23 protein-coding genes are annotated in these 24,495 nt (G+C 61.8%); 12 read left to right on the top strand and 11 right to left on the bottom strand.

Annotated features, from left to right (window positions below; genetic code table 11):
- Positions 1-51: 51 nt before the first annotated feature.
- Positions 52-996, top strand: coding sequence for an ACP S-malonyltransferase (gene fabD, locus LOX95_RS08830; RefSeq protein ID WP_242914121.1), 945 nt, complete (start codon positions 52-54; stop codon positions 994-996).
- A 58-nt stretch (positions 997-1,054) separates the two neighbouring features.
- On the opposite strand, the gene LOX95_RS08825 is transcribed toward fabD, so the two are convergent.
- A complete protein-coding gene (locus tag LOX95_RS08825) occupies positions 1,055-2,341 on the bottom strand; it encodes a serine hydrolase domain-containing protein (RefSeq protein ID WP_242914120.1) in 1,287 nt (428 codons plus the stop codon).
- Positions 2,342-2,428: 87 nt separating this feature from the next.
- On the opposite strand from LOX95_RS08825, the gene fabG reads away from it, so the two are divergent.
- The 6 genes from fabG (at position 2,429) to gmk (ending at position 7,905) form a co-directional block, all read left to right on the top strand.
- Positions 2,429-3,169 carry a 3-oxoacyl-[acyl-carrier-protein] reductase gene (gene fabG, locus LOX95_RS08820; RefSeq protein ID WP_242914119.1) on the top strand — a complete coding sequence of 247 codons (741 nt, stop codon included), beginning with the start codon at positions 2,429-2,431 and terminating at the stop codon, positions 3,167-3,169.
- Positions 3,170-3,362: 193 nt separating this feature from the next.
- The gene (locus LOX95_RS08815) at positions 3,363-3,602 is read left to right on the top strand and encodes an acyl carrier protein (RefSeq protein ID WP_167177928.1); all 240 of its coding nucleotides are present in this window, start codon (positions 3,363-3,365) and stop codon (positions 3,600-3,602) included.
- Positions 3,603-3,804: 202 nt separating this feature from the next.
- Positions 3,805-5,085, top strand: a complete 1,281-nt coding sequence (gene fabF, locus LOX95_RS08810) for a beta-ketoacyl-ACP synthase II (RefSeq protein ID WP_242914118.1) — start codon at positions 3,805-3,807, stop codon at positions 5,083-5,085.
- Between the two features lies 1 nt (position 5,086).
- Positions 5,087-6,274 carry an endolytic transglycosylase MltG gene (gene mltG, locus LOX95_RS08805; protein WP_242914117.1) on the top strand — a complete coding sequence of 396 codons (1,188 nt, stop codon included), beginning with the start codon at positions 5,087-5,089 and terminating at the stop codon, positions 6,272-6,274.
- Positions 6,274-7,158, top strand: a complete 885-nt coding sequence (locus tag LOX95_RS08800; RefSeq protein ID WP_242914116.1) for a YicC/YloC family endoribonuclease — start codon at positions 6,274-6,276, stop codon at positions 7,156-7,158. Before mltG ends, LOX95_RS08800 begins: the two co-directional genes overlap by 1 nt.
- Positions 7,159-7,263: 105 nt before the next feature.
- Positions 7,264-7,905 (top strand): guanylate kinase, encoded by a 642-nt coding sequence (gene gmk / locus LOX95_RS08795; protein ID WP_242914115.1) that lies wholly within the window; start codon positions 7,264-7,266, stop codon positions 7,903-7,905.
- A 6-nt stretch (positions 7,906-7,911) separates the two neighbouring features.
- On the opposite strand, the gene LOX95_RS08790 is transcribed toward gmk, so the two are convergent.
- The 8 genes from LOX95_RS08790 to LOX95_RS08755 form a co-directional block, all read right to left on the bottom strand.
- Positions 7,912-9,615, bottom strand: a complete 1,704-nt coding sequence (locus LOX95_RS08790; protein WP_242914114.1) for an MHYT domain-containing protein — start codon at positions 9,613-9,615, stop codon at positions 7,912-7,914.
- 69 nt (positions 9,616-9,684) lie between these two features.
- A complete protein-coding gene (locus tag LOX95_RS08785; RefSeq protein WP_242914113.1) occupies positions 9,685-10,809 on the bottom strand; it encodes a pyridoxal phosphate-dependent aminotransferase in 1,125 nt (374 codons plus the stop codon).
- A complete protein-coding gene (gene rsmA, locus LOX95_RS08780; RefSeq protein WP_242914112.1) occupies positions 10,810-11,619 on the bottom strand; it encodes a 16S rRNA (adenine(1518)-N(6)/adenine(1519)-N(6))-dimethyltransferase RsmA in 810 nt (269 codons plus the stop codon).
- 10 nt (positions 11,620-11,629) lie between these two features.
- Complete coding sequence (pdxA, locus tag LOX95_RS08775) at positions 11,630-12,667, bottom strand: 4-hydroxythreonine-4-phosphate dehydrogenase PdxA (protein WP_242914111.1); 1,038 nt, start codon at positions 12,665-12,667, stop codon at positions 11,630-11,632.
- Complete coding sequence (locus LOX95_RS08770; protein WP_242914110.1) at positions 12,664-14,016, bottom strand: peptidylprolyl isomerase; 1,353 nt, start codon at positions 14,014-14,016, stop codon at positions 12,664-12,666. Before LOX95_RS08770 ends, pdxA begins: the two co-directional genes overlap by 4 nt.
- A 93-nt stretch (positions 14,017-14,109) precedes the next feature.
- Positions 14,110-16,581 (bottom strand): LPS-assembly protein LptD, encoded by a 2,472-nt coding sequence (locus LOX95_RS08765; protein ID WP_242914109.1) that lies wholly within the window; start codon positions 16,579-16,581, stop codon positions 14,110-14,112.
- 48 nt (positions 16,582-16,629) lie between these two features.
- Positions 16,630-17,727, bottom strand: coding sequence for an LPS export ABC transporter permease LptG (lptG, locus tag LOX95_RS08760; protein ID WP_242914108.1), 1,098 nt, complete (start codon positions 17,725-17,727; stop codon positions 16,630-16,632).
- On the bottom strand, positions 17,727-18,857 hold the full coding sequence (locus LOX95_RS08755; RefSeq protein WP_242914107.1) for an LptF/LptG family permease: 1,131 nt from the start codon (positions 18,855-18,857) through the stop codon (positions 17,727-17,729). Before LOX95_RS08755 ends, lptG begins: the two co-directional genes overlap by 1 nt.
- Positions 18,858-19,016: 159 nt before the next feature.
- On the opposite strand from LOX95_RS08755, the gene LOX95_RS08750 reads away from it, so the two are divergent.
- The 4 genes from LOX95_RS08750 to LOX95_RS08735 are packed head-to-tail and all read left to right on the top strand — an operon-like array spanning position 19,017 to position 21,720.
- On the top strand, positions 19,017-20,492 hold the full coding sequence (locus tag LOX95_RS08750) for a leucyl aminopeptidase (RefSeq protein WP_242914106.1): 1,476 nt from the start codon (positions 19,017-19,019) through the stop codon (positions 20,490-20,492).
- Between the two features lie 24 nt (positions 20,493-20,516).
- A complete protein-coding gene (locus LOX95_RS08745; RefSeq protein WP_242914105.1) occupies positions 20,517-20,978 on the top strand; it encodes a DNA polymerase III subunit chi in 462 nt (153 codons plus the stop codon).
- Positions 20,979-21,022: 44 nt separating this feature from the next.
- Positions 21,023-21,385: a hypothetical protein gene (locus tag LOX95_RS08740; RefSeq protein ID WP_242914104.1), complete on the top strand. Its 363-nt coding sequence runs from the start codon at positions 21,023-21,025 to the stop codon at positions 21,383-21,385.
- Between the two features lie 23 nt (positions 21,386-21,408).
- Positions 21,409-21,720, top strand: a complete 312-nt coding sequence (locus LOX95_RS08735) for a hemolysin (protein ID WP_242914103.1) — start codon at positions 21,409-21,411, stop codon at positions 21,718-21,720.
- Between the two features lie 45 nt (positions 21,721-21,765).
- Here the strand turns inward: LOX95_RS08735 and LOX95_RS08730 are convergent, their stop codons facing one another.
- Positions 21,766-22,005, bottom strand: a complete 240-nt coding sequence (locus tag LOX95_RS08730) for a DUF2164 domain-containing protein (protein WP_242914102.1) — start codon at positions 22,003-22,005, stop codon at positions 21,766-21,768.
- A complete protein-coding gene (locus LOX95_RS08725; RefSeq protein ID WP_242914101.1) occupies positions 22,005-23,903 on the bottom strand; it encodes an ABC-F family ATP-binding cassette domain-containing protein in 1,899 nt (632 codons plus the stop codon). The genes LOX95_RS08730 and LOX95_RS08725 overlap by 1 nt, the downstream gene beginning before the upstream one ends.
- Positions 23,904-24,039: 136 nt before the next feature.
- Here LOX95_RS08725 and ndk point away from each other — a divergent pair, with 136 nt between their 5' ends.
- Positions 24,040-24,459, top strand: coding sequence for a nucleoside-diphosphate kinase (gene ndk / locus LOX95_RS08720; protein WP_242914100.1), 420 nt, complete (start codon positions 24,040-24,042; stop codon positions 24,457-24,459).
- The last annotated feature ends 36 nt before the right edge of the window (positions 24,460-24,495 follow it).

Raw genomic sequence — 24,495 nt, 5'->3', positions numbered from 1 at the left:
TGGCCTACGCCTCGCGGCCTGAGTTTAACGAGAAAAACGGACGAAACGCTGATGAGCCTCGCGCTTCTCTTCCCCGGTCAGGGTAGCCAGTCGGTCGGTATGGGCGTGGCCCTGGCCGAAGCTTTTGCCAGCGCACGCGAAGTGTTTGCCGAAGTCGACGACGCTCTGAACCAGAAGCTGTCGGCCCTGATGAAGGATGGCCCCGAAGGCGATCTGACGCTGACGGAAAATGCCCAACCGGCCCTGATGGCTGTCTCGGTCGCCACCGCCCGCGTTCTGAAGAACGAGTTCGGCGTCGACGTTTCCAGCGCCGCCTTCGTGGCTGGTCACTCGCTGGGTGAATATTCGGCTCTGGCGGCTGCGGGTTCGATCTCGCTGGCCGACACCGCTCGTCTGCTGAAGCTGCGCGGTCAGGCCATGCAGCGCGCTGTGCCGGTGGGCAAGGGCGCGATGGCCTCGCTGATTGGTCCGAAAACCGATCTGGCTCTGGCTGAAGAAGCCGCCAAGGCAGGTTCGGCGGCGGGCGTCTGCGTCGTCGCCAACGACAACAACAAGGGCAATGTCGTCATCTCGGGCGACAAGGCTGCCGTCGATCTGGCCATCGAAAAGGCCAAGGAACTGGGCGCACGCGCGATTCCGCTGAACGTTTCGGCACCGTTCCACTGCCCGCTGATGGCTCCGGCTGCGGACGAAATGGCCGCAGCTCTGGCTGACGCCAAGATCGTGGCGCCGTCGGCTCCCGTGGTTGCCAACATCACCGCCCGTCCGGAAGTCGATCCGGAGACCATCCGCCGCCTGCTGGTCGAGCAAGTCACCGGCCGCGTCCGGTGGCGCGAGAGCATGGAGTGGATGGCCACCGAGGGCGGCGTAACCCGCTTCGTCGAAGTCGGCGCGGGCAAGGTCCTGACCGGCATGGCCAAGCGCATCGCCGCCGACGCCGAGGCTCTGGCGCTGAACACGCCGGAAGAACTGGAAGCCTTCGCCAAGTCGCTGTGAGCGCGGGCTTAAGCTGAAATGCCAGAGGGCGGGAGAGTTAATCTCCCGCCTTTTTTCTTTATCGGCTGATACCCAAATCCGCATCCAGTACGGGGCGCAGTTCGTCCAGCACATTGACCGAGCGATAGGGCAGGGCCTGCATCATCAGGACGGCGGCGAAGTTGTGGGCGGGGTCTATCCATGCCTGTGTCGAAGCATTCCCGCTCCAGCCGAACTCTCCGGCACGTTTGTGGCCCACACGCGCTACCCAGCCACCGAAGCCATGCCCGCCGCCATTGGCTGTCAGGCCTTCGGGCAGGATGTCCGAGCGCAGCAGTCGTGCTGTTTCGGGCTTCATAATCCGGCGTCGTCCGCCTGCGCCGTCGTTGAGCAGCATCGTCAGGAAATCGATATAGTCCGATGCCGTGGATAACAGGCCCGATCCGGCGAACGGTATGGGAACGGGGCGCGACAGGTCGGCAGCGGACGTGTTGGGCACCGGCTGGCGCGGCCCTGTGCCGTTGCTTCCATAGTTATAGAGCGCGGCTAAACGCTGGGCATCGCCCTCTCTCAAGCGCCAGACTGTGTCCTGCATGGCGAGGGGATCTAGGATGCGCCGCTGAACAAACGCGCCGAACGGCATGCCTGCCGCGCGCTCGATCACGACGGCCAATACGTCGATGGAAATGCCGTATTCATATTTCGTGCCCGGCTCGAACATCAGCGGGATGTCTGCCAGTCGGGTGATCAGTTCGTCATAGCTGGCGGGCAGGGGCGCGTCGCCTCGCGAACTGGTCGCCATGAATGCTCCCTGTTTCGCGTATTCCCGCTGGATGGCGTTGTTGCCTGTGTGGGCATAGGTAAAGCCAGCCGTATGGGTCAGCAGGTGACGGATCGTCATTGTATTTACAGCGGGTCGGCCTGCCAGTCCGCGCGCCGGATTGGTCGCAACCTTGAGTGAGGCGAACTCCGGTATGAGGTCAGCCACCGGCGTGTCCAGACCGAACCGGCCTTCTTCCATCAGAATGGCCGCTGCTGCCCCTGTGATGAGCTTCGTCATCGAATAGATTCGGAACAGGGTGTCCCGATCCGCTCGTGTAAAGCTGCCAAAATCGAGGGTTCCGGCCTGAACAAAGGCCTTCCCGCCCTCCGGCAATGCCACCCCGACAGCAAGACCGGGAAGGCGGCCAGCCGCGACGAACCGGTTCAAAACGTCCTGCGTCAAAGGCAGTCGATCCAGACCGAGGGGCGTGGCTTCCGCCGAAGAACCCACGCTTGCACAAGCACTAAGGCCCAGAGGAAGCGACAGCGCCCCCATGCCGAACAGAAGGGCGCGTCGGTCGAAATGGGGGCGTTCAATGATCATCGAAACTTTCCGTTGCGGCACCTTCCTCTGGCGAAGCAGCTTCGCATCGGATAGGAGCGGGTGAAAGATTTGGCGGAGCTAACCTTAATGTTCAACCTTGAAGGCAAGACCGCGCTGGTTACGGGCGCGACCGGTGGCATTGGCGGCGCTGTGGCGCGTGCCCTGCACGCACAGGGCGCACACGTTGTTCTGTCCGGTACCCGCGAGGCTGTGCTGGCAGAGCTGCAAGCCGAGCTGGGCGAGCGTTCGTCGTTTGCTGTGGCCAACCTGTCGGATCCGGATTCGGTTGACGGTCTGGTCGCGGCGGCCGAAGCGGCTGCCGGCAACCCGCTGGACATTCTTGTCGCCAACGCAGGTATCACCAAAGACGGCCTGCTGATGCGCATGAAGGACGAGGATTTCCAGTCGGTTATCCAGATTAACCTTGAGTCCTACTTCCGCCTGACCCGCGCCGCGATGAAGGGCATGATGAAGCGCCGTTCGGGCCGCATCATCGGCGTGACCTCGGTTGTCGGCGTCACCGGCAATCCGGGCCAAACCAACTATTCGGCTTCCAAGGCGGGCATGATCGGCTTCTCCAAGTCGCTCGCTCAGGAAGTGGGTTCGCGCGGTATCACCGTGAACTGCATCGCGCCGGGCTTCATCGCCTCGCCGATGACCGATGTACTGAATGACCAGCAGCGCGAAGCGATTCTCGGCCGTATTCCGGCAGGTCGCCTCGGTACGGGCGATGAAATTGCTGCTGCTGCCGTCTATCTTTCGTCGAACGAAGCCGCTTACGTGACGGGCCAAACCCTGCACGTAAATGGCGGTATGGCGATGATCTGACCCCTCGGGATGTGATCACAATCCGATCACACCCCGCAACAAACTGTTTCCTAACCCCAAGGCTGTGCTAAAGGGCGGAAACGCTCGCGGTGTTTTGAGTCCTCGGACTTGCGACATCATAGGCTGCCGTGAACCGGCGACTACATCAAACCCCGCCATCACGGCGACAACGAAACAGGCAAGAGAGACACTCATGTCCGATACCCTCGAACGCGTCCGCAAGATCGTCATCGAACAACTGGACGCCGACCCGGACAAGGTCACCGAAAAGGCTTCCTTCATCGACGATCTGGGCGCTGACTCGCTCGACACCGTCGAGCTGGTTATGGCCTTCGAAGAAGAATTCGACGTCGAAATCCCGGACGATGCTGCTGAGCACATCCAAACCGTCGGCGACGCCGTGAAGTTCATCGACGAGAAGCTGGGCGCCTAATATCGGCCCCTGCGATTTTGTCGCAGACTTCAAGCTAATGGCCGCCGTGACGGAACCCTAGCGGGACCGTCCGGCGGCCATTAGTGTTTCTGGATATGAATCAGTCATCAGACTGATTCACGACCTCGTATCCGGGCGCCCCGCGTGGCGACCGTCTGGCTTTCAAAGCCGTCGTACTGTCAAAATCTAAGGAGCGCGAACCATGCGCCGCGTTGTCATCACGGGCCTCGGCCTAGTCACTCCGTTGGGCACTGGCGTCGAGCACGTCTGGAAGAACCTGCTGGATGGCCAGTCGGGTATCCGTCCGATCACGAATTTCGACACCGAAGGCTATGGCTGCACCATCGCGGGCGAAGTGCCTGCTGTTGATGGTCGCGGTGGCGGTGCGCCGGACCAGCCTGGCGTATTCGACTTCGACAGCATCGTGACCCCCAAGGAACGCAAGCGCGTGGACGACTTCATCGTCTTCGCCATGGCGGCTGCCGACGAGGCGCTGGCCGACGCGAATTGGAAGCCGGGAACCGACGAAGACCAGGAAGCGACCGGCGTCATGGTGGGCGCCGGAATTGGCGGCCTTGGCCCCATCGCTGACACTGCAATCATTCTGAAAGAGCAGGGCCCGCGCCGCGTCAGCCCGTTCTTCATCCCATCGGCGCTGATCAATCTGGCGTCGGGCCAGATTTCGATCCGCCACGGCCTGAAAGGCCCGAACCACTCGGTCGTTACCGCCTGCGCCACCGGCGCACACGCCATCGGCGACGCTGCACGCATGATCGCTCTGGGCGATGCCGACGTCATGCTGGCCGGCGGTGCCGAAAGCTCGATTGTGCCGATCGGCATCGCGGGATTCCTCGCCTGTAAGGCGCTGTGCACCGCCTATAACGACACGCCAGAAAAGGCCTCGCGTCCTTATGACCGTGGTCACGCCGGCTTCATCATGGGCGAAGGCGCGGGCATCATGGTTCTGGAAGAATACGAACACGCCAAGGCGCGCGGCGCGAAAATCTACGCCGAAGTTGTTGGTTACGGCATGAGCGGCGACGCCTATCACATCACCGCTCCTTCGGAAGACGGCGACGGTGGTCTGCGCGCGATGAAGGCTGCGCTCAAGCGTGCTGGACTTCAGCCGCAGGACCTCGATTACATCAACACCCATGGCACCTCGACCATGGCCGACTGGATCGAACTAAAGGCCATCGAGCGTCTGGTCGGTGACCACGCCAAGAATGTTGCCGTGTCTTCGACCAAGTCGATGACGGGCCACCTTCTGGGGGCCGCAGGTGCAATTGAAAGCGTCTTCTCGGTTCTGGCTATTCGCGACCAGAAGGTCCCGCCGACGATCAACCTCGATGATCCGGAACACGAAACCGAAATCGACCTTGTCGCGCATAAGGGCAAGGATAAGGCTATCAATGTCGTTATGTCGAACTCGTTCGGCTTTGGCGGCACCAACGCAGCTGTGATCTTCAAGAAGGTCGACTGACTTGGCCAAGGCTCCGACGCGCCGCCCAGCGGCTAAAAAGACCCCGTCGCGCGGAAATGGCCCGAAGGGGTCGCGTTCGAGCCTTGGTATCGGCCTGCTGACGGCGGGCGGCACCTTGGGACTGTTCCTGATCGCCGCCCTTATCGCGCTGTGGGCTGTCTATTGGGGACCGGGGCCGAAGGCCGCGAACGGCGATTATACGATCGTTACAGTTCAGAGCGGCACCGGCGTCCCCGCCATTGCGGCCACTCTCAAACGTGAAGGCGTTATCCGCTCGACCGATCTGTTCAAGGCGGCCATGAGCCTGAGCGGGGCCGACCGCAAGGTCCGGGCTGGCGAGTATGAAGTGCCGTCTGGCGCGTCGTTGTCCAAGATCGTGCACATGCTGGCCAACGGTAAGGGCGTGCGTCACTTCGTGACCCTGCCGGAAGGCCGCTCGTCCGCTCAGGCTGTCGAAATCCTCATGCGTAATCCCGTTCTGGTGGGCGAGATTACCGAAGTCCCCGAGGAAGGCTCTCTGTGGCCGGAAACCTATGAGGTGACCCGCGGCGAGACCCGTCAGGCCGTGATCGCGCGGATGCAGCGCATGGCCAAGCAGAAGATGGATGCCCTGTGGCCCACGCGAGGGCCGAACTCGGTCGCTCGCACGCCGCACGAAGCGCTAGTGCTGGCATCAGTCGTCGAAAAAGAAACTGGCATCGCTTCGGAGCGTCCGGTCGTCGCCGCTGTATTCTCCAACCGTCTGCGTGTCGGAATGCGCCTCGAGAGCGATCCGACCATTATCTACGGCATCACCAAGGGCCGTCCGCTGGGGCGTGGTCTGAAGCTGTCGGAGATCCGCGCCAACACGCCGTGGAACACCTACGTCATCAACGGGCTTCCGCCCACGCCGATTGCCAATCCGGGCGAGGCGTCGATCAAGGCGGTTCTGAACCCGCCGAAGTCCGACTATCTGTTCTTCGTTGCCGACGGCACTGGTGGCCACGTCTTCGCCAGCACCTATCAGGAACATCTGTTGAACGTCGCCCGCTGGCGCGACGTCGAGCGTCGCCGCGCCGCTATTGAGCGGGGAGAGACCCTTGAGGATACTCTGCCGTCGTCGGTTGAGGACTCAGGTCCGCGCATTCTGACGCCGGATCAAATCCCTGTGGGCGCGCAGGTCATCCGCGTCCCTGAGGATGCCCGCTAATGCCGCTTATCTCGGGAATGACGGGTTTTGGCCGTGCTGATGGTGCGCTGAACGGCTGGGTCTGGACCGTCGAGGCTCGCTCCGTAAACGGGCGCAGCCTCGAGGTACGCTATCGGGGCCCGCACGGGTTTGAATCGCTTGAGCGCGCGGCGAAGTCGGCGGCTCAGGGCCGACTGCATCGCGGGCAGGTTTCGATTGGCCTCCAGGCGCGCCGCGATGGCGCGGGCGAGGGCACGATCAAAATCAACGAAGGGATCTTGGGCCGCTATACCGAACTGGCGCGCGGCTTGATGGATCAGGGTATGGCTCCGGCTTCGGCTGACGGCATTCTGGCCCTGCGGGGCGTTATCGAAGCCAGCGAAGAGGGCGAGGATCCGGACGCCCGCGCTGCGGTCGAAACGGCTATGGTGGAAACGATAGAGGCCGCACTTGACGCCCTGAAGGTTTCGCGCGGGCAGGAAGGGGCAGCGCTGCTCCCCGTCGTCAGCGGATTTGTCGACCACATCGAAAGCCTTGTGGCCAAGGCCGAAACCGAAGCCGATGCACAGGTCCAGGCGATCCGCGGGCGCTATACCCGCCGTATCAGCGAACTGGCGGGTGAGGTTGTCGGACTGGAGGAGCGCATCTTCCTCGAAGCAGCCGCCCTCGCAACCAAGGCCGATGTGCGCGAGGAACTGGATCGTCTGGTGGCGCATATTGCGTCTGCGCGCGCGCTTTTGGGCTCGCCACCTGCAGGTCGCAAGCTGGACTTCCTGATGCAGGAGTTCATGCGCGAGGCGAACACCCTGTGCTCCAAATCCGCGACGACCGATCTGACCGCGGTGGGTCTGGAACTGAAGGCCGTAATCGAGCAGCTGCGCGAGCAGGTCCAGAACGTCGAATAAGTCACACGACGAATGGAGAGTGCTCTAAAATGGCCTGATACCTTGCGGTACGGGTCGGGCAGTTTTATGCACCCACGCTTCCTACAGAGTCGTTGAAAGCCAGTCATGACGAACGCGCGTACCCCTCGCCGGGGTGTTCTCCTCATCGTCGCCAGCCCTTCGGGCGCGGGCAAAACCAGCCTGTGCCGCCGCTTGATGTCGGACCACAAGGGTTTGGAGCTTTCAGTTTCTATGACGACCCGTGGCATCCGTCCCGGTGAAGTCGATGGTCGCGACTATAACTTCGTCTCGCGCGAAGAGTTCGAGCGCCTGATCTCCGCCGATGCCTTCCTCGAATGGGCAGACGTTCACGGCAATCTGTACGGCACCCCGCGTGCACCGGTGGAACGCGCTTTGGCCGAAGGCCGTGACGTGCTGTTCGACATCGACTGGCAAGGTGCCCGCGACGTAGCCGAGAAATGCCCCGGTGATGCAGTGCGGGTCTTCATCCTGCCGCCGTCGCTGGAAGAACTGCGCCGCCGTCTGGTGACCCGCTCGCAGGATTCCGACGAGGTAATCGAGCGCCGCGTCGCCAATGCCAAGGGCGAGATCGAGCACTGCGACGAGTTCGACTACGTGCTGGTCAATCAGGACTTTGACCGCTCTTACGCCGAACTGGCCCACATCTATCACGCAGAACGTAGCTGCCGCACTCGCAACCTGTGGGTCGAAAACTACAAGCAAGCCCTGCTCAAAGAAGTGGTCTGACCGTCGTCAGACCACAGGTTTGATGACTTTCACCTTCGCCGGTGACCTGACTGTTGGCGGGGCATCGGCGGTGGTGAACTGAAGTGACACTTTCAGGCCGGTCTGTAGATATTCCAGATCGGCCGTGCCCTGCAGCGACCCTTCGATGCTGTTTTTGATCAGCCGTGAGCCAAACCCCTTGCGCGTGGGGACATTGGCCGGAGGGCCGCCCATTTCGCGCCATTCCAGACGTACTCGCCCGGTCTTGTCGGGCAGGGTCCAGCGCACGCGGATCGTGCCGTTGGGGCTTCTGAGCGCGCCATGCTTTGCGGCATTGGTCGTCAGCTCGTGAGCGATTAGGCCCATAGCCAGCGCACGCTTGGGATCCAGCAACAGCGAGGGGCCGTCGATTACCGCCTGCTGGGTGTAGGGGCGCAACTCCTGCAGGAATATCGCGGCAATGTCGGCGCTCTCCCAGCCCGTATTGGTCAGCAGGGTCTGGGTGTTTGACAGCGCCAGAAGTCGCGATTGGAAGGTATCGATAAAGGTCGGCAGATCGGGGCTGCGCCGCGCGGTCAGGGCGGCAATGGACTGGATGCTGGCGAAGTTGTTCTTGAGACGGTGGTTCAGCTCGTTAAGCAGCAACTTCTGACGGGCGTCGCTGACCTCCAGCGCCGTGCGGATCGAATGGGCCTCGGTGATGTCGATCAGGATGCCAGCCATTTTGATGTGGTGTTGACGACGCATCATCATCATACGCCCGCGCACCGCAACCCAGCGGTTGCCCAGCTGGATTTCCATTTCCTTGCTATGGGTGGTGTTGGCCGTACGCATCGCCTTCTTGGCCATGGCGATGGCGGCATCGACAAGGGCGGGGGAGTGGTCCTTCAGCACGGTCTTGCCGTCTTCCTCGACCGGTCGGACCAATAGGTTGCGCGCATGGGGCGACAGCCACACCTGACGACTGGGCAGGCGGACCTCCCAATAGCCGATGTCCCCTGCGTCCAGAACCGACAATAGCTTGATGCGCCTATCCAGGTGTGCCGTGACTATGGTCGCGACCAGCAGGGTGACGGTCAGCAAGGCGGTAATGAGCGCCAGCGTCAGGCCGCTGGTGCCGTGGGCTTCGCTGATGTGGGCCGCTGTGCCGGTGGTGACTTCGGTTCCGGCCATGGCGATGTGGTGCATGGCCGAGACTGCCACAGCCAGAAACACCGACCCGAGTGCTTTCTGGCGGTTCGAAAGGTCCGAGCGCACCAGCATCATGGCCCCGAACGAGGCCACTATGCCTGCGCCAAGGGCGGCAAAGATGTAAGGCGGTGCGTATTCCAGCCTTGCCGAGGTGCGGATGGCTGCCATGCCGACATAGTGCATCAGGGCAATGGCAAGACCCATCGCCGCTCCGGAGGCAGCGAGGTGTGGCACGCGCGCCTGAGGCTTGGCCGCTATCCAGAAGGCGACGCTTGTGCCCAAAAAGGCCAACAGCAGCGACAGGGCCGTAAGAGGTATGTCGTAGGTAACGGGGGTGCCGGTCGAGAAGCCCTGCATGGCGATGAAATGCATCGACCAAATGCCGCCACCCATGGCCGCAGCGGTTGCGGCCAGCCATGCCAGACGCCGGACTTCAAGATTGGCGCGGACGCGTTCAAGCAGGCTTAGCGCTGTCCACGACGCTAGAATAGCGACGGCGAAAGATAGCGCGATATAAACCGTATCGTGGCTATGGCCCAAGTTGCACTCCGCGACTGCGACTGACGTTCTGGAACAGGTCAGTCAACGCTTTGGCATACTATTGTTACATCAAGGGTTGAAAAAGGGTATGATCCTCGCAATCGCGTCTTTGACCTCATCCGTCGAGACGGCGAAACTGAAACGGATAAAGCGATGTCCGTCCACGGGATCGAAGTCCACACCCGGAGCCGTCGCCACGCCGGTCGCCCGCAACAGACGCTCGCAGAAGTCGATGCTGTTGTCGGTCAGATGGCTGATGTCGGCATAGATGTAGAAGGCACCGTCAGGCGGGGCGATGGTCGCCAGACCCAGTTGGGGCAGGGCCTCTAGCATCAGGCGACGGTTTTCGCGGTACACATCGACATAGCTTTCCAGCACATCCTCGCAGTCCATGGCGACCAGTGCGGCGCGCTGGCTGAGGGTGGCGGGGGTGAGGAACATATTCCCCATGCGGGCGCGGGTCTGATCGACCAATTCGGCGGGTAGAATAACCCAGCCCAGTCGCCAGCCCGGCATGGACCAGTATTTGGAGAAGCTGTTCACCACCACAGCGTCCGGCGCATACTCCAGCATGCAGGGCGCGCGGCCTTCGTAGATCAGCCCGTGGTAGATTTCGTCCGAGATGATCTTGATGTTCTTGCGGGCGCAGACCTCAGCGATGGCCTTAAGCTCTGCCTCGGGGATCAATGAGCCGGTCGGGTTGGCGGGGCTGGCCAGAATGACGCCCTTGGGGGCGGGCTCGATGGCATCGAGGGCCGCTGCCGTCATCTGGTAGCCGACCTCGGGGCCACAACCGATCTCGACACACTCCATGTGCATCGCCTTCAGCGTGTTGCGGTAGGCGACGTAACCGGGGCGGGCGGTAGCCACGACATCACCCGGCTGGAACAGTACCGACAGAGCAACGACCAGAGCCGGAGACGCGCCTGCCGTCAGAACGATGCACCAGGGATCAACCGTCACGCCGTAGCGGTCGGCATACAGTTTGGCGATCCGCTCGCGCAGCTTGGGGTCTTCCCAATAGCCGCCCGCCTCGGAATCCAGACGCGCGTGGGCCTCGGCAATCGCCTTGGGCGGTGCGCCCGTCGACGGCTGGCCGAATTCCATGTGGATCACCGAACGGCCCTGAGCCTTTAACTCATGGGCGATGCGGGAGATGCTGATGGCGCGGAAAGGATCAATCTGTACAGTCATTTAGAGAGCATCTGCCAAACGCAAGAAACCTGCAACGTCGATGGTTTCGGCGCGGGCTTCGGGGGAAATACCGGCGGCTTCGCAAAGCGCGGCACCGCCGAGTTGTTTAAGTGAAGAGCGCAGCATTTTACGGCGCTGGCCAAAGGCAGCCGCCGTAACGCGTTCCAGCTTCTTCAAACGTTCTGGCGAAGGGCGCACGGCGTGCGGGACCAGATGGACCACGGCAGAGGCAACTTTGGGCGGAGGGGTAAAGGCAGCAGCGGGCAAGTGCATCACAATGCGAGCCTCGCACACGGTCTGAGAGATGACGGCCAGACGGCCATAGGCGTCTTCGTCGGGCTGAGCCACCACACGCTCGGCGACTTCCTTCTGGAACATCAGCGTCAGAGCATGCGGAAGCCACGGCCCCGTCAGCCATTTGATCAGCAGCGGCGTACCGACGTTATAGGGCAGGTTCGACACCAGATGGGTCGGGCCGTCCGAGAGCTCGGCTTCCTTGACCTTGAGCGCGTCGGCCTCGTGGATCGTCAGGCGGCCCGAGCCGTCGTCGAGTTCGGACAGCAGCGGGATGAAGCGCGGGTCTTTCTCGACCAGAATAACCTTGCCCGCGTCGCTTTCGATTAGGGCGCGGGTCAGGCCACCGGGGCCGGGGCCGACCTCGATGACATTTCGGCCGTCAAACGGGCCGGCATAGCGCACGATCTTGCGGGTAACATTGAGGTCCAGCAGGAAATGCTGGCCAAAGCTCTTCTTCGCCGACAGGCCGTGGGCGTCGAGCGTTTCGCGGAGGGTGGGAAGGTGGTCGGTCACGACGCAGTTGTTAGCGCGTTGCGCGCTTGGCCGCCATGTCTGAAGCCAGTTTTACCGCCGCAATAAAGCTGTCGGCGCGAGCAATGCCGCGACCCGCGATATCGAACCCTGTGCCGTGATCGGGCGAGGTACGCACAATGGGCAGCCCCAGAGTGGCGTTGACGCCGCCCCAGAAGTCCAGCGTCTTTACCGGAATAAGAGCCTGATCGTGATAGAGGCAGATATGGGCGTCGTAACGCTTGCGTGCCTCTTCGTGGAACAAGGTGTCTGCGGGCAGGGGATCGGTGATGTCGATGCCTTCGCCGCGCAACTGTTCGGCGGCGGGGCGCAGGATGGTGACTTCCTGAAGACCGATTGATCCGCCTTCGCCTGCGTGGGGGTTCAGACCCGCCATGGCCAGACGCGGCTTGGCAATGCCGAAATCGCGCTTCATCGACTCATGGACGACGCGGGCAATGCGGGTCACACGGTCGGGGGTCACCAGTTCAGGCAACTGGTCGATGGGAACGTGGATGGTTACGAGACAAGCGCGCAGGTCTTGTGCCGTCAGCATCATCACAGGACCGCGCGTGCCGACGAAGGGCATGTCAGCGGTCAGTTCAGCGATGAACTCGGTATGGCCGGGGAAGCGGAAGCCCGCTGCATACATCGGGGCCTTGGCGATAGGCGCGGTCACCATGCCCGCAGCCTCGCCCGACAGGATCAAATCGACCGCACGCTCGATCCAGTCGGCAACCATTGGCGCATTGGCCGGATCGGGCTGGCCAGCAACGACCTTGGTGGGAACGGGCTGGTCGATGACCGGAATGGCGCGGTTGAAGACCTGAAACGCCTCGGAGGCGCTGTAAACGGCTTCGACCGGCGCGCCCTGCTTGGCCAGAATGGCGGCATCGCCGATGACAGCGAAGGGCAGGGGCGCAGGTGCAAGGATGGACTGGCGCTGTGTTTTCAGCGCCTGCCATCCCTTGGCGATGATTTCAGGGCCGACGCCAGCGGGGTCGCCCATGGTCACGACCAATGGGCGCGGTCCGGTCGGCCCTTCGATCATTGCTTGATTTCGATCAGAGCATCTTCACGCAGGTCGCGCAGATAGCGACGGCCCAGCATTGCGAAGTTCTGACCCTGCAGGCGGTTTTCAACTTGCTGGCGGGACGGCACTTCCGGACCACCGACGCGACGGTCACAGACGGCCAGCAGGTGCAGACCCAGCGGCGAGCGCACAGGATCGCTGACCGAGCCAACGGATGCCGAACGCGCCACTTGCTGGAACTGCGGCAACAGGTTGGAGATGTCAGCTTCACCCAGATCAGAGCCCAGAAGGCCCTCTTCCGAGCGGGCGCGCTCCAGGATGTTGTCGCAGGTCAGCTGACCGCGGATGCCGTTAAGGCGGGCGGTCGCCGCGGCGACTTCGGCCTCGGTGGCAGTTTCCGGCAGTTCGATCATGACCTGCTTCAGCGAGACGTGGCTGGTGGCCGCGCCTGCACGTTTGTCACGCATATAAACGATATAGACGCCGCCTTCGACGACGATCGGGTTCGAAAGCTGGCCAACTTCGAGCACGTCAAATGAGGCTTGCAGCGCCGGTTGCACGCTGCCCTGAACAACCCAGCCTGCGTCACCGCCACGGGCAGCCGAAGGTGCCGACGAGAACTGGCGAGCCACGTTCTGGAACGGCGCGCCTTGAACCATTTGTGCGATAAGTTGGCGTGCACCATTCACGGCTTCCTGCATACCGCCAACGCGTGCCGCGTCGAGGTAGATTTCGCCGATCAGATATTGGGGCTTGGTCGCCGATTCCGTGATCTGGCGCAGAGCCTGATCCACCTGGCTGCGGCTGACCTTTGCACGGTCGCGGAAACGACCCACCGTCAGATCGCTCCAACCCAGACGGGTGCGGATGCTCTCGCGGAAGGGGGTAAGCTGAATGCCGCCCTGTTGGACAAAGCGCAGATATTCCTGAACCGAGACGCCAGCTTCACGAGCCATTTGCTCGATTTCCTTGTCGACTTCTTCGTCGGAAATCTTGAGCTGCTCGAACTTGGCGATCTCCTGCGCTTGCAAGCGCTCGTCGATCAGGTCGTTCAGAGCCTGTTGTTGCAGGGCCGGCAGGGTTTCCTGCGTCGGCTGAACCTGCGACATCATGATGGTCAGCAGCATACGCTGGCGCAGGTCGAAGCCGGTGATGATGCGGTCGTTGACTGTCGCCACGACGCCGTCGGCCATCTGGAAGCGCGCTTCCGGAGCGGGACGAACCGGGGCTTCTTCCGCAGCGGGATTAAGCGTGCCAGCAGCCTGGGGTTCCTGCGTCGGCGCAACCTGCGCGACGGCGGGAGCCAAGGTGGCTGACGTCAGAAGGGCGGCAATCGCCGTACCCGTAGTGAAACGCTTGAAACCCATAGTGAGTCCTGATTCCCTTTGGCGGTCGGTCTTCTCGGTCACAGACCCAGTCCTTGGGCTGTGTATCGCATGCATGCCATCGACGCGATATCCCTACCGTAATTCAGTGTGATCATATCCGTTACCGCCAAATGTGACGAGGTTTAGGCGGATAAATACGCCTTCGCTGGGGCCGGTGGGGCGGACGCGGGTGTTATCGCGTCTCCAGCCGAACTCCAGACGGAAGCAGTCGTCGTCGTACAACAGGCCGACTTCGGAGCGGGTGATGATATCGCGTTCTAGATCGGCGATGCCGCGAACGGTAACGCCCCAGTTGCGATAGACGAACTGTTGAGCCGCCAACTGGACGAACTCGTAGTTGCGGTTGAGCGGTCCGGCCAGCGGGTTCGACGAGTCGACGATATAGCTGAGGGCACCCGAGTTGCGACGGCCCCAGTCGCCGCTGATGGTGGCTTCGGCGCGGCGCAGGGTGCCTTCGCCGTCCATCACAGCGTGGAACCAGCCGCGAACTCGGTCGGACGGATCGAACGTGCCCTGAACAACCCAGTCGGAGTTGCGACGGGCCAGACCCGACGGGTCGTAAAGTTCGGTAGGCGAATCCGGTACCGGCACGAGGAATGCGCGTTCGCTTTCATCACGGAACGAGCGACCGATAAACAGGCTAGCCGAGCGACCATCGGCCCAGTTCACGGTTGCACGACCACCGGCGGTGAAGCGCAAGCCGCCTTCCAGTAGGTCATACCCGGGGAAGCGGTCGGTGCTGAACAGGGAGATGTGGTCCAGTTCCAGCGTCTGGCTGCCCTCGATCGGAATCAGGCGGTCCATGTCCGCTTCGTTCGAGATCGACAGTTGCGCCATCGGCTCAAGCACGATGGAGCCGTTGCCAGCGAACGGGCGATAGAGCGGATAGGAAACATCAACGCCAGCGGTGGTGCGGGCGCGGGTAATGGTTTCGCTGTCCAGACCGAGGAACGGCGGCAGGTCCGACACCGAATAGATGTCGCCGCGAAGATCCACGAACGGCTCGATGCGCATACCCGGACGGGTGATGAAGACGCGGCGCCAGTCCACCTGACCGGTGATGCGGCGGCTATCGATGCCGGGCAGGTCTGCCGTCACGGTCGGCGGGACAATCTCGGGACGCAGGGTCGGATAGCCGACATACGCGTCGCGGGTCAGTGCCACAGCCGAGCCACGCAGGCGCAGACGGCCGCCCAGAATGGGGCCTTCCGGTTCCCAGCGGGCGTCGATGATTGGCGCTACCAGCGGCAGGGTGTTGTCCGACTCAAACTCGTTCAGAGCAGGCGTGAGCGGGCTGAACTCCGAGACGCGCAGGCTCTGGATGCTGAATGCCGCAACCGACAGATAGGATCGCTCGGTCTGGCGCTCGGCATAGAGCTGGCTGATCAGACGGCGGCGGTCACCGTAATACAGGCCGTTGTCCTGATAGGGGTTCTGGACGTCATAGCGGTCGAACAGGGTTTTGTCCGACACGCGCTCGGCGGTGAAGCCCCAGCGCCACGGACCCTGCAGGTCGAACTCGCCGTGAGCCAGAATGTAGGAGCGGCTGGTGCGGTCGCCAAAGTTGACGTTCGATTCGGCCTTGCCGTCGTTATCGAGGTCGAAGTCCCCGAAGTTCTTGGCATAGGTGTAGCCACCACGCGCGACAATAGTGCCGCTGTTGAAACGGCGGCGCCATTGGGCGTTGAGGAACGGCGGAACGCTGGTGTTTAGGCGCGGGCTGAGCAGCCAGTCCTCGGATTTGGACACGACGTGCAAATAGGGCACCTCGACCGAAAGGCCGCGAGCCTCGTCATAGTCAAAGCGCGGGAAGAGGAAGCCCGAGGCGCGATCCACCGTCGGATCAGGGTGCGCCAGATACGGGGTGTAGAACACCGGCACATCGCCAAAGCGGACAACGACGTTGCGATAGGTGATGGCGCGGAGGTTCTCGTCCTGAACTGCCTTCTCCGCCGTCAGACTAAGACCCGGCTTGGCCTTGGGGTCGTTTTCGCAGACGGGGCAGGGCAGGAAATAGACGCGGTTAAGTTCGGATACGTTTTCCGAACGACGCACAGCAGAGGCCGCCATCAGCGTTGCGCCCTGTGGGGTGCGGGTCGCCAGATCGGTGGCGATGCCGGTCTTCATGTCCTTGTCCAATTGGATTTCGGAAGCATGCAGGACCGTGCCATCGGGCGCGATCAGTTCGACCTGACCTGCGGCCGTGGAGATACCGGTTTTCAAATCGTACTGAACGTCTTCGGCGCGCAGGGTATAGTCCTGATAGCGCGAGAACACGCGATCATCGGCCTCGCCACCCTTGGCGGTGACGATGTCGCCCTGACGTTCTGCCTGATCGGCTTCGACATAGAGACTGCCGGGGACCAGGCCATCCTCACCGCGTTGGGGCGCGGTCGCCTGAGTGGTCGTGGTGGCTTGCGGCTGGGTTTGGCTTTGCGCCTCCGCCAGATCGGCAATCCCCCAAATGGGCAGCGCGCACAGTGCCGCGCCAGCCATCAGCTTCAGGCGCAGGGCTCCTGTTTTGGGGTGATGGCGGTCACGCATACGGTCATCCATTAGGCAGTAAAATCAGGCAGGTGCCTGATCGGTCGATTAGCCGTCTTCGGTATAGAACAGCAAGGTGAGGGCGGCGAGTGCCGTAAGTATGGCAGGCAACCATGCCGCTAGGAACGGCGGAATGACCTCTGCCGATCCCATCGCTGCCGAAAACTGGTTGATAAAGAAGAAGCCAAAGCCCAGCACCACTGCCGATACAGCCATTCTGGCCATGTCGCCGAGGCGCATCAGGCGCAGCGAAAACGCTGCCGCCAGAATGGACATGGCTGCAAACATCAGTGGCGTCGCCAGCAGTTGCTGGAACCGCAGCGTATAGGCCGTCGAGGCGAAACCAGCGCTTTCAATACGGTGGGTCTGAGCCGGAAGCGACCAGACCGACAGCGATTGCGGGCGTTCGAACTGTTGGAAGGCTTCTTCATCGGCCAGCGAGGAGGGCAGGTCCAGCGTGGCATAGCGCACTGCCTGTTGGCCGCCTTGGCCGCCCAACACGTCCGTCAGGCGCCAGCGCCCCGCTGTCAGGGTGGCGGTCTTGGCGTCAACGCGCTCGGTGAAGCGGCGCTCGCCTTCCGGCGTGATCGAGTAGATGAAGAAGGTCGCGTCCAGCAGTTGGCCGGTGTTGCGGTTCTGGCGCTCGCCGCGAATGATCATCTGGCGCGCCTCGTCGCCTTCGCGCAGCCATACAGGCACGGCCTCGTCCTCGACCGTGCCGCCGCCGCCGATGCGTTTGCGCTCGGCCTGCCAGTGGGCATCACCCATGGCGGCCAGGGGGCCGATGGCCGTGACCGTCACAATGCCCAGCACAAAGGCGCAGGCAGCGGCTGGCAACACAAATCGCCATGCCGAAACACCTGCTGCACGCATGGCAATCAGTTCGCTGCGGCGGTTTAGGCTGACGAAGGCACCCAGCGTGCCGAACAGGAAAACAAACGGCAGCAACTGCACGATCACCGCCGGAGATTTCACTCCGATCAGGCTCAGCACCTTGAAGCCCGAAAGCTCGCCGTCCGAGTTCAAACCACGCGACACTTCAACGAAGTCGATCAGCATCACCAGAGCGGCGATGATAGCCAAGGCTACGCCCAGCGCCTTTAGCTGCTGGCCCAGCACATAACGTTCAATACGGCCCAGACGCATTATGCAGCCCTCGACGTGAGGCGGCGCACAAGCCCCGCACGGCGGCGTGGCTTAAGCGCGCGGAACAGGTGGCGCACGGCCAGAAGGGTCGCGCCCAAGGGTACGACATACTGAAGAATATTGAGCCAGCCATTCCACGCAGCGGCGGCAACCAGACCGTAGCCAATCACGCGCACGACAAGGAACAGACCCGCAGCACGGGCGATGCGCCCCGTATATCCGGTGCGGCTGAAGGCTCCGCCCAGAATGGCCGACAGGGCAAAGCCCATAGCGACCAGCGCATAAAGCGGCGAGGCGATACGGCTATGCCCTTCGGCAGCCAACTCACCGCGCGAGCCCGCCATTTTGACGATGTCATCGGTCGGGTTGAACAACTGGTGCAGCCACAGGTCCGAGGCCTTGAAGCGGATCTTCTGGTCGGTCCCGCGCGAATAGGGCGTCAGGTCGATGGCATAGTTGTCAAACGACAGATGGTTCAGCACCTCGCGCGAGGAATAGCGCTGCATTGAACCGTTTTGCATCGTTAGTACCGGAATGCCGTCAATGCGGGTAAAGCGGGCCGTCTCGGCGTCCCAGCTCGTAACCGTCTTGCCGTCGTCGATATAGACGAACAGGTTCCGCATAAGACCGTTCTGCTCGATCTGCTGGACATAGACAGCTAGACCGTCGGGCCCTTGCACAAAGCGACCCTCCTCGACCAGCAGCGCGGCAAGGTCGGTGCGAATAGCGAAAGCCTCACGACGGCTCTGCTGTTGACCCCAGGGTTGCAGGACGGTTGTCGTCAGAAGTCCGACCAGTGTCACGATCAGGGCCAGCGCCATCGCTGGACGGATCAGACCCATACGACTCATCCCTGCAGCATAGGCGGCAGTCAGTTCCTGATCGCGTTGCAGGCGGGTGAGGGCAATCAGGGCACCGACAAACAGGCCAATTGGCAGAATAACTGCCAGTAGTTGCGGCAGGGCCAAAAGTGTCAGTTTTGTCATGACCCAAAGGCTCTGACCCCGCTCGACAATCACCTCGAGTTGCTCGAGGCTTTGACTTAGCAGGCCAATTCCGACGAGTGCGCCAATTGCGGCCAAAATTGGCAGGCCGATCTGGCGGAACAGATACCGTTGGATAAGGGTCATACAGTGAAATTTTTGCGCGATAGGGGTGCCTGATTGTGTTGCAGGCAAAGACGATGCGGCCCATGTAATACACGTCCGAGTGCGACGGTGGAACCGCTGGCGCGCTCTTGTTGAAATCAAACGCCACCGGGGAAGCTTTTCTCCGGCCGGAGATGTTTTATGCAAATTCAGTTCGTAGCTTCCGCCGAACAGTCACAGATTCTCGCTGTGATGGTTCAGGAAGATCGCCAACTTACGGGTCTTGGTGCGGATCTGGACGCGAAGTCGTCCGGCGCTCTTGCAAAAGCCATGGCGTCGGGCCGTTTCAAGGGCGGCGCGAACTCCACCCTGAACGTGCTGGCACCGGCAGGTGTCGACGCCAATGCCGTGCTGCTGGTCGGTGCAGGCGCTGCCGATAAGTTCGACGACCTGGCCGTAGAAACCTACGCCGGCGCGGCCTATGCCGCTGTTAAGCTGTCGGGCGCTGATACCCTGACCATCGACGCGACCCACCTGACGCCGGAGCAGGCCGCGCGCGCTGCGTTTGCCGCCCGTCTGGCTTCGTATCGTTTCGACAAATACCTGACCAAGCAAAAGCCGGAGAAGGTGCCGTCGATCAAGTCGGTCCGCATCATCACGGAAAATCCGGTTGCTGCCGAAGCTGCCTTTGGGCCGCTGTCGGCTGTGGCTGACGCGGTCTTCTTCTCGCGTGATCTGGTCTCGGAGCCGGCCAACATCCTGTACCCGGCCGAGTTCGCTCGCCGCGTGAAGGAGTTGGAGAAGCTGGGTGCCAAGGTCGAGATTCTCGGTGAAGCCGAGATGGAAAAACTCGGCATGGGTTCGCTGCTGGGCGTGGGCCAAGGTTCGGTCCGTGAAAGCCAACTGGCTGTCATTCAATGGAACGGCGGCAAGCAAGACGAGCAACCGATCGCCTTCGTCGGTAAGGGCGTCTGCTTCGACACCGGCGGCATCAGCCTGAAGCCGGCCGACGGCATGGAAGAAATGAAGTGGGACATGGGTGGCGCTGCTGCCGTGGCCGGCCTCATGCACGCTCTGGCTGGCCGTAAGGCCAAGGTGAACGCCGTCGGCGTTCTGGGCCTCGTCGAGAACATGCCTGACGGTAACGCCCAGCGTCCGGGTGACGTGGTCACCTCCATGTCGGGTCAGACCATCGAGGTTCTGAACACCGACGCCGAAGGCCGTCTCGTCCTGGCTGATGCGCTTTGGTACACCCAAGACCGCTTCAATCCGAAGTTCATGATCGATCTGGCCACCCTGACCGGCGCGATCATCATTTCGCTGGGTCTGGAATACGCTGGCGTGTTCACCAACTCGGACGAAATCGCCGAGGGTCTGGCTGCGGCTGGTCCGAAGGTTGGCGAGAAGACCTGGCGCATGCCGATTCCGGCGGAATACGACCGCCACATCGACAGCCCGATTGCCGATATGAAGAACATGGGCAATGGCCGCGCCGGTGGTTCGATCACTGCGGCTCTGTTCCTGCAACGTCACACCAACGGCGTGCCGTGGGCCCACATCGACATCGCCTCGACCGCATGGGTCAAGGGCTCGACCAACCCGACCGTGCCGGATGGTGCTGTGGGTTACGGCGTGCGCCTGCTCGACCAACTGGTCGCGGACAAGTACGAAGCCTAATCGCTTCAAAAGGGGGTAGGACCGGTGTCCGACACTAAAACGGAAATCTGGTTCTACCACCTCGAGCGCTCGACGCTCGATCAGGTGTTGCCGGGCCTGTTGGAGAAAACTCTCCAGCGGGGCTGGCGCGCTCTGGTGCGCGTTAAAGACGCCGCCGACATCGATGAAATCGATGAACTTTTGTGGACCTATCGTCCCGACAGCTTTCTGCCGCATGGCCGTGCGGATGCGGAACATGCCAACCGCCAACCTGTGTTACTCACCGAATCAGGTGAGAACCTGAACTCTGCTCAGACGCTATTCATTGTCGATGAGTCAGAGCTGGGGGACACGGAGGATTACGCGCGGTGTTTCATTATATTCGACGGACGCAACGAGAGTTCTGTTCAGCACGCCCGCAATCGCTGGCGCGACCTGAAGGGCGGCAAGGCCGAGCTTCAGTACTGGAAACAGGACGAAGAGGGGCGCTGGGCGCGTGCAGCCTGATACTGGCCCTCGGGCTGTGGAGCTGTGGCTCCAGCCCCGAACCCATGCCTACGCGAGCCGCACCACCGGCGACGGTCCCTTATGCGCGAACGCCGGCACCCGCTCTGCCGTCCACGACCGAGCGCCCGTATTATTCAAATGATCCGGCACCGTCGGGCCGTGCCTATCAGCAGTCCAACTCTACTGACACACCGCCGCCCAACGCTACACCGGGTGACCAGTGCGGTGCCCGTGACCTTCAATGGCTGGTCGGGCGGTCGCGCACGGAGATTCCGGTGCCGGTCGATGTTTCCCGCCGTCGGGTCACCTGCACCACCTGCCCGATTACCGAAGATCATGCGCCCTATCGCTTGAACATCTTCTATGACCGCCAGTCCGGTCGTGTTGAATCTGTGCGTTGCGGCTGAACAAAATCAAAAGGATAGCCGAAATGTCTAAACTGGTTTCGATAGTTTTGGGTGGGGCTGGCCTGGCCATGGCCGCCTGTGCGCCGATGCCCGCTACCCAACATGCACCCGTCGACGACCCCGTCGTTCGCGATGTGAGCGGGCCGGTTCAGTGTAATTTGCAGGACTGGCAGTCCTATGTGGGCAAACCTCGTCAGTCGCTGCCCGCCGCGCCGCAGGGCCTGCGTTTCCGCGTGCTGTGCAAGGATTGCATGGCGACGATGGATTTCCGCACCGACCGGGTGAACTTCACCTATGACAACAAGGACATCATCACCCGCGTCACCTGCGGTTGATGGCCAAGGAAAAGGCCGCTCCGGAAGGGGCGGCCTTTTTCATGCTCAGCGTTCCATGCCGTAGAGGGCGTCAGCGACATCCTCAACCTTGGCGCGGATCAGGGTTTCCGCGTCGCGAAGACCCTGATTGTAATAGAGCCGCCCCATATGCTGTTCGATAAACTCGACCAGCATTTCGCCGGGTAGCCGCCCCAGTTCCAAATCCTGTTCTGTGCTCAGCCACTCACGGATCTTGTGGGCGGCTTCGTCGCGTTGTTCAGGGGACAGGAGCGGCTTTTGTGCCATCAGCTTACCTCGGCCAGTTCTTCTTCGGCAGCGACCCATGCGGCTTCAGCGGCCTCAAGGTCGGTTTGAAGCTTGGCACGCTTGCGGCTCAGGGTTTCGAACTTTTTCGGGTCCTTGGCCGCAGCGACAGCCATTTCCTCATCGGTCTTGGCGATGTCGGCAGCGATGACATTCATCGCTTCTTCGGCCTTCTTCACAGCGTGACGGAGCGTCGAAGGGGACTTGCCCTTTTTCTTCTGTTTGCCGCTATCGCTGCCGCCACGGGCGTCCGCTACTTGAGCGGCGTCCTTTTTGGCTTCTTCCTTCTTCACCTGCGAGGGCTTCATGCCTTGCTTGGCGCGTTCAAGGACGAACTTGGTGTAGTCATCCATATCACCTTCAAACGGCTTCACCGTGCCGTCAGCGGCCAGCCACAGGCGGTCTGCCACCAACTCCATCAGCGAGCGGTCGTGGGTGATCAGGATGACGGCACCGGTATATTCGTTCAGCGCATCCAGCAGGGCGCGACGGCTGTCGATATCAAGGTGGTTGGTCGGCTCATCGAGGATCAGGATGTGCGGTGCATCCATAGCCACGAGGTTCAGCAACAGACGTGCGCGCTCGCCACCCGACAGGGCGGCAACCTTGGTGTCCTGCTTGTTGAACGGCAGACCCCATTGGGCCAGGCGCGAACGGCGGCTGTTCTCTGAAGCCTCCGGCATCTGGCGCAGGATGATCTGAAGGGGGGTGTCCTCGGGGTCCATCGCTTCGATCTGGTGCTGGTGGAACCAGCCCACGCGCATCTTGCCGTCACGGTGGAATTCGCCCGACTGTACGGTCAGAGCCTTGGCGATCAGCTTGGCAAAGGTGGACTTACCCGCACCGTTGACGCCCAGCAGGCCAATGCGGTCGTCAAGGTCCATTCGCAGGTTCAGGTTGCGCAGGATCGGCTTGCCGTCTTCGTAGCCAACGTTCGCGCCTTCCAGACGGATAAGCGGCGGCGGCAGCGGACGTTCCGGCGAGGGCAGGATGAACGGAGCGACGCGCTCTTCCGGCGGCAATTCGATTCGCTCGAGCTTTTCGAGCTTCTTGACGCGCGACTGGGCCTGAGTGGCCTTCGATGCCTTGGCTTTAAAGCGGTCGATGAACTTTTGCAGGTGGGCGCGTTCGACTTCCTGCTTGGCCTGATTGGCGGCCATCAGGCGCAGCTTTTCAGAGCGCGTCTTTTCGAAGGTGTCGTAGTTGCCGGTGTACAGGTCCAGCTTGCGGTTCGACAGGTGGAGGATGTGCGTGCACACCGAGTTCAACAGGTCGCGGTCGTGCGAAATTAGCAGGGCGGTGTGCGGATAACGCTTCAGGCGCTGCTCCAGCCAGACCACGCCTTCAAGGTCGAGATAGTTGGTCGGTTCGTCCAGCAGCAGCAGGTCGGGCTCGGCAAACAGAGCCGCCGCCAGTGCCACACGCATACGCCAACCACCCGAGAAGTGGGACATCGGGCGTTGGATGTCTTCCTGACTAAAGCCAAGACCCACAAGGATTTCCGAGGCGCGGGCAGGGGCGCTGTCGGCGTCGATCTCGATCAGGCGCATCCAGATTTCGCCCATCTCTTCGGGCTCGGCTGTTTCCAGACGGGTCAGAAGTTCGTGGCGTTCCTTGTCGGCCTCAAGGATGGTTTCCAGCACGCTGACGGGCGTGGCGGGGTGTTCCTGATCGACCGAGGCGACACGCGCGCTCTTCGGGATGGAAACCTCGTCACCGTTGGCGGCCAGACCACCCAGAATAATTTTGAACAGCGTCGACTTGCCGATGCCGTTGCGGCCGACAAGGCCGACCTTGGAACCGGGCGGCAGGCTGACTGAGGCGTCGTCAAGAAACTGGCGGCCCCAGGAGCTGAAGGTCAGATTGGTAATTTGAAGCATGTCGCTCGGAACTGTTCGTGTCGCGGGCGGCGATCCACAGGGGAGGAATGCGGCGCGAAATCGTTAAGGTTGGAAAGGTCGAAGCGGAACGCTATAAGCCCGCGACCCATTCTTTCCAAACTAAGAAGTCACCACCATGACCGAACGTACTTTCTCGATCATCAAGCCGGACGCCACCCGTCGTAACCTGACTGGTGCAATCAACGCTGTGATCGAAAACGCTGGCCTGCGCATCGTCGCTCAGCGCCGCATCAAGCTGACCGAAGCTCAAGCCAAGAAATTCTACGAAGTTCACGCAGAACGTCCGTTCTACGGCGAACTGGTTTCGCAAATGATCGCCGAGCCGGTCGTTGTCCAAGTTCTGGAAGCCGAAGGCGCTGTTGCCAAGTACCGCGAAGTGATGGGTGCAACCAACCCGAACGACGCTGCTGAAGGCACCATCCGCAAGCAGTTCGCTCTGTCGATCGGTGAAAACTCGGTCCACGGTTCGGACTCGATCGAAAACGCTGGCATCGAAATCGCCCAGTTCTTCACCGACGCCGACATCGTTGGCTAATCGCTGAAGTCCTTCGGGATTTGAAAAGGCCCCGCT

Origin of the sequence: Brevundimonas pishanensis (genome assembly GCF_022750635.1) — a bacterium.
Taxonomy (GTDB): Bacteria; Pseudomonadota; Alphaproteobacteria; order Caulobacterales; family Caulobacteraceae; genus Brevundimonas; species Brevundimonas pishanensis.
This window is presented reverse-complemented; position numbering and strand designations above follow the sequence as displayed.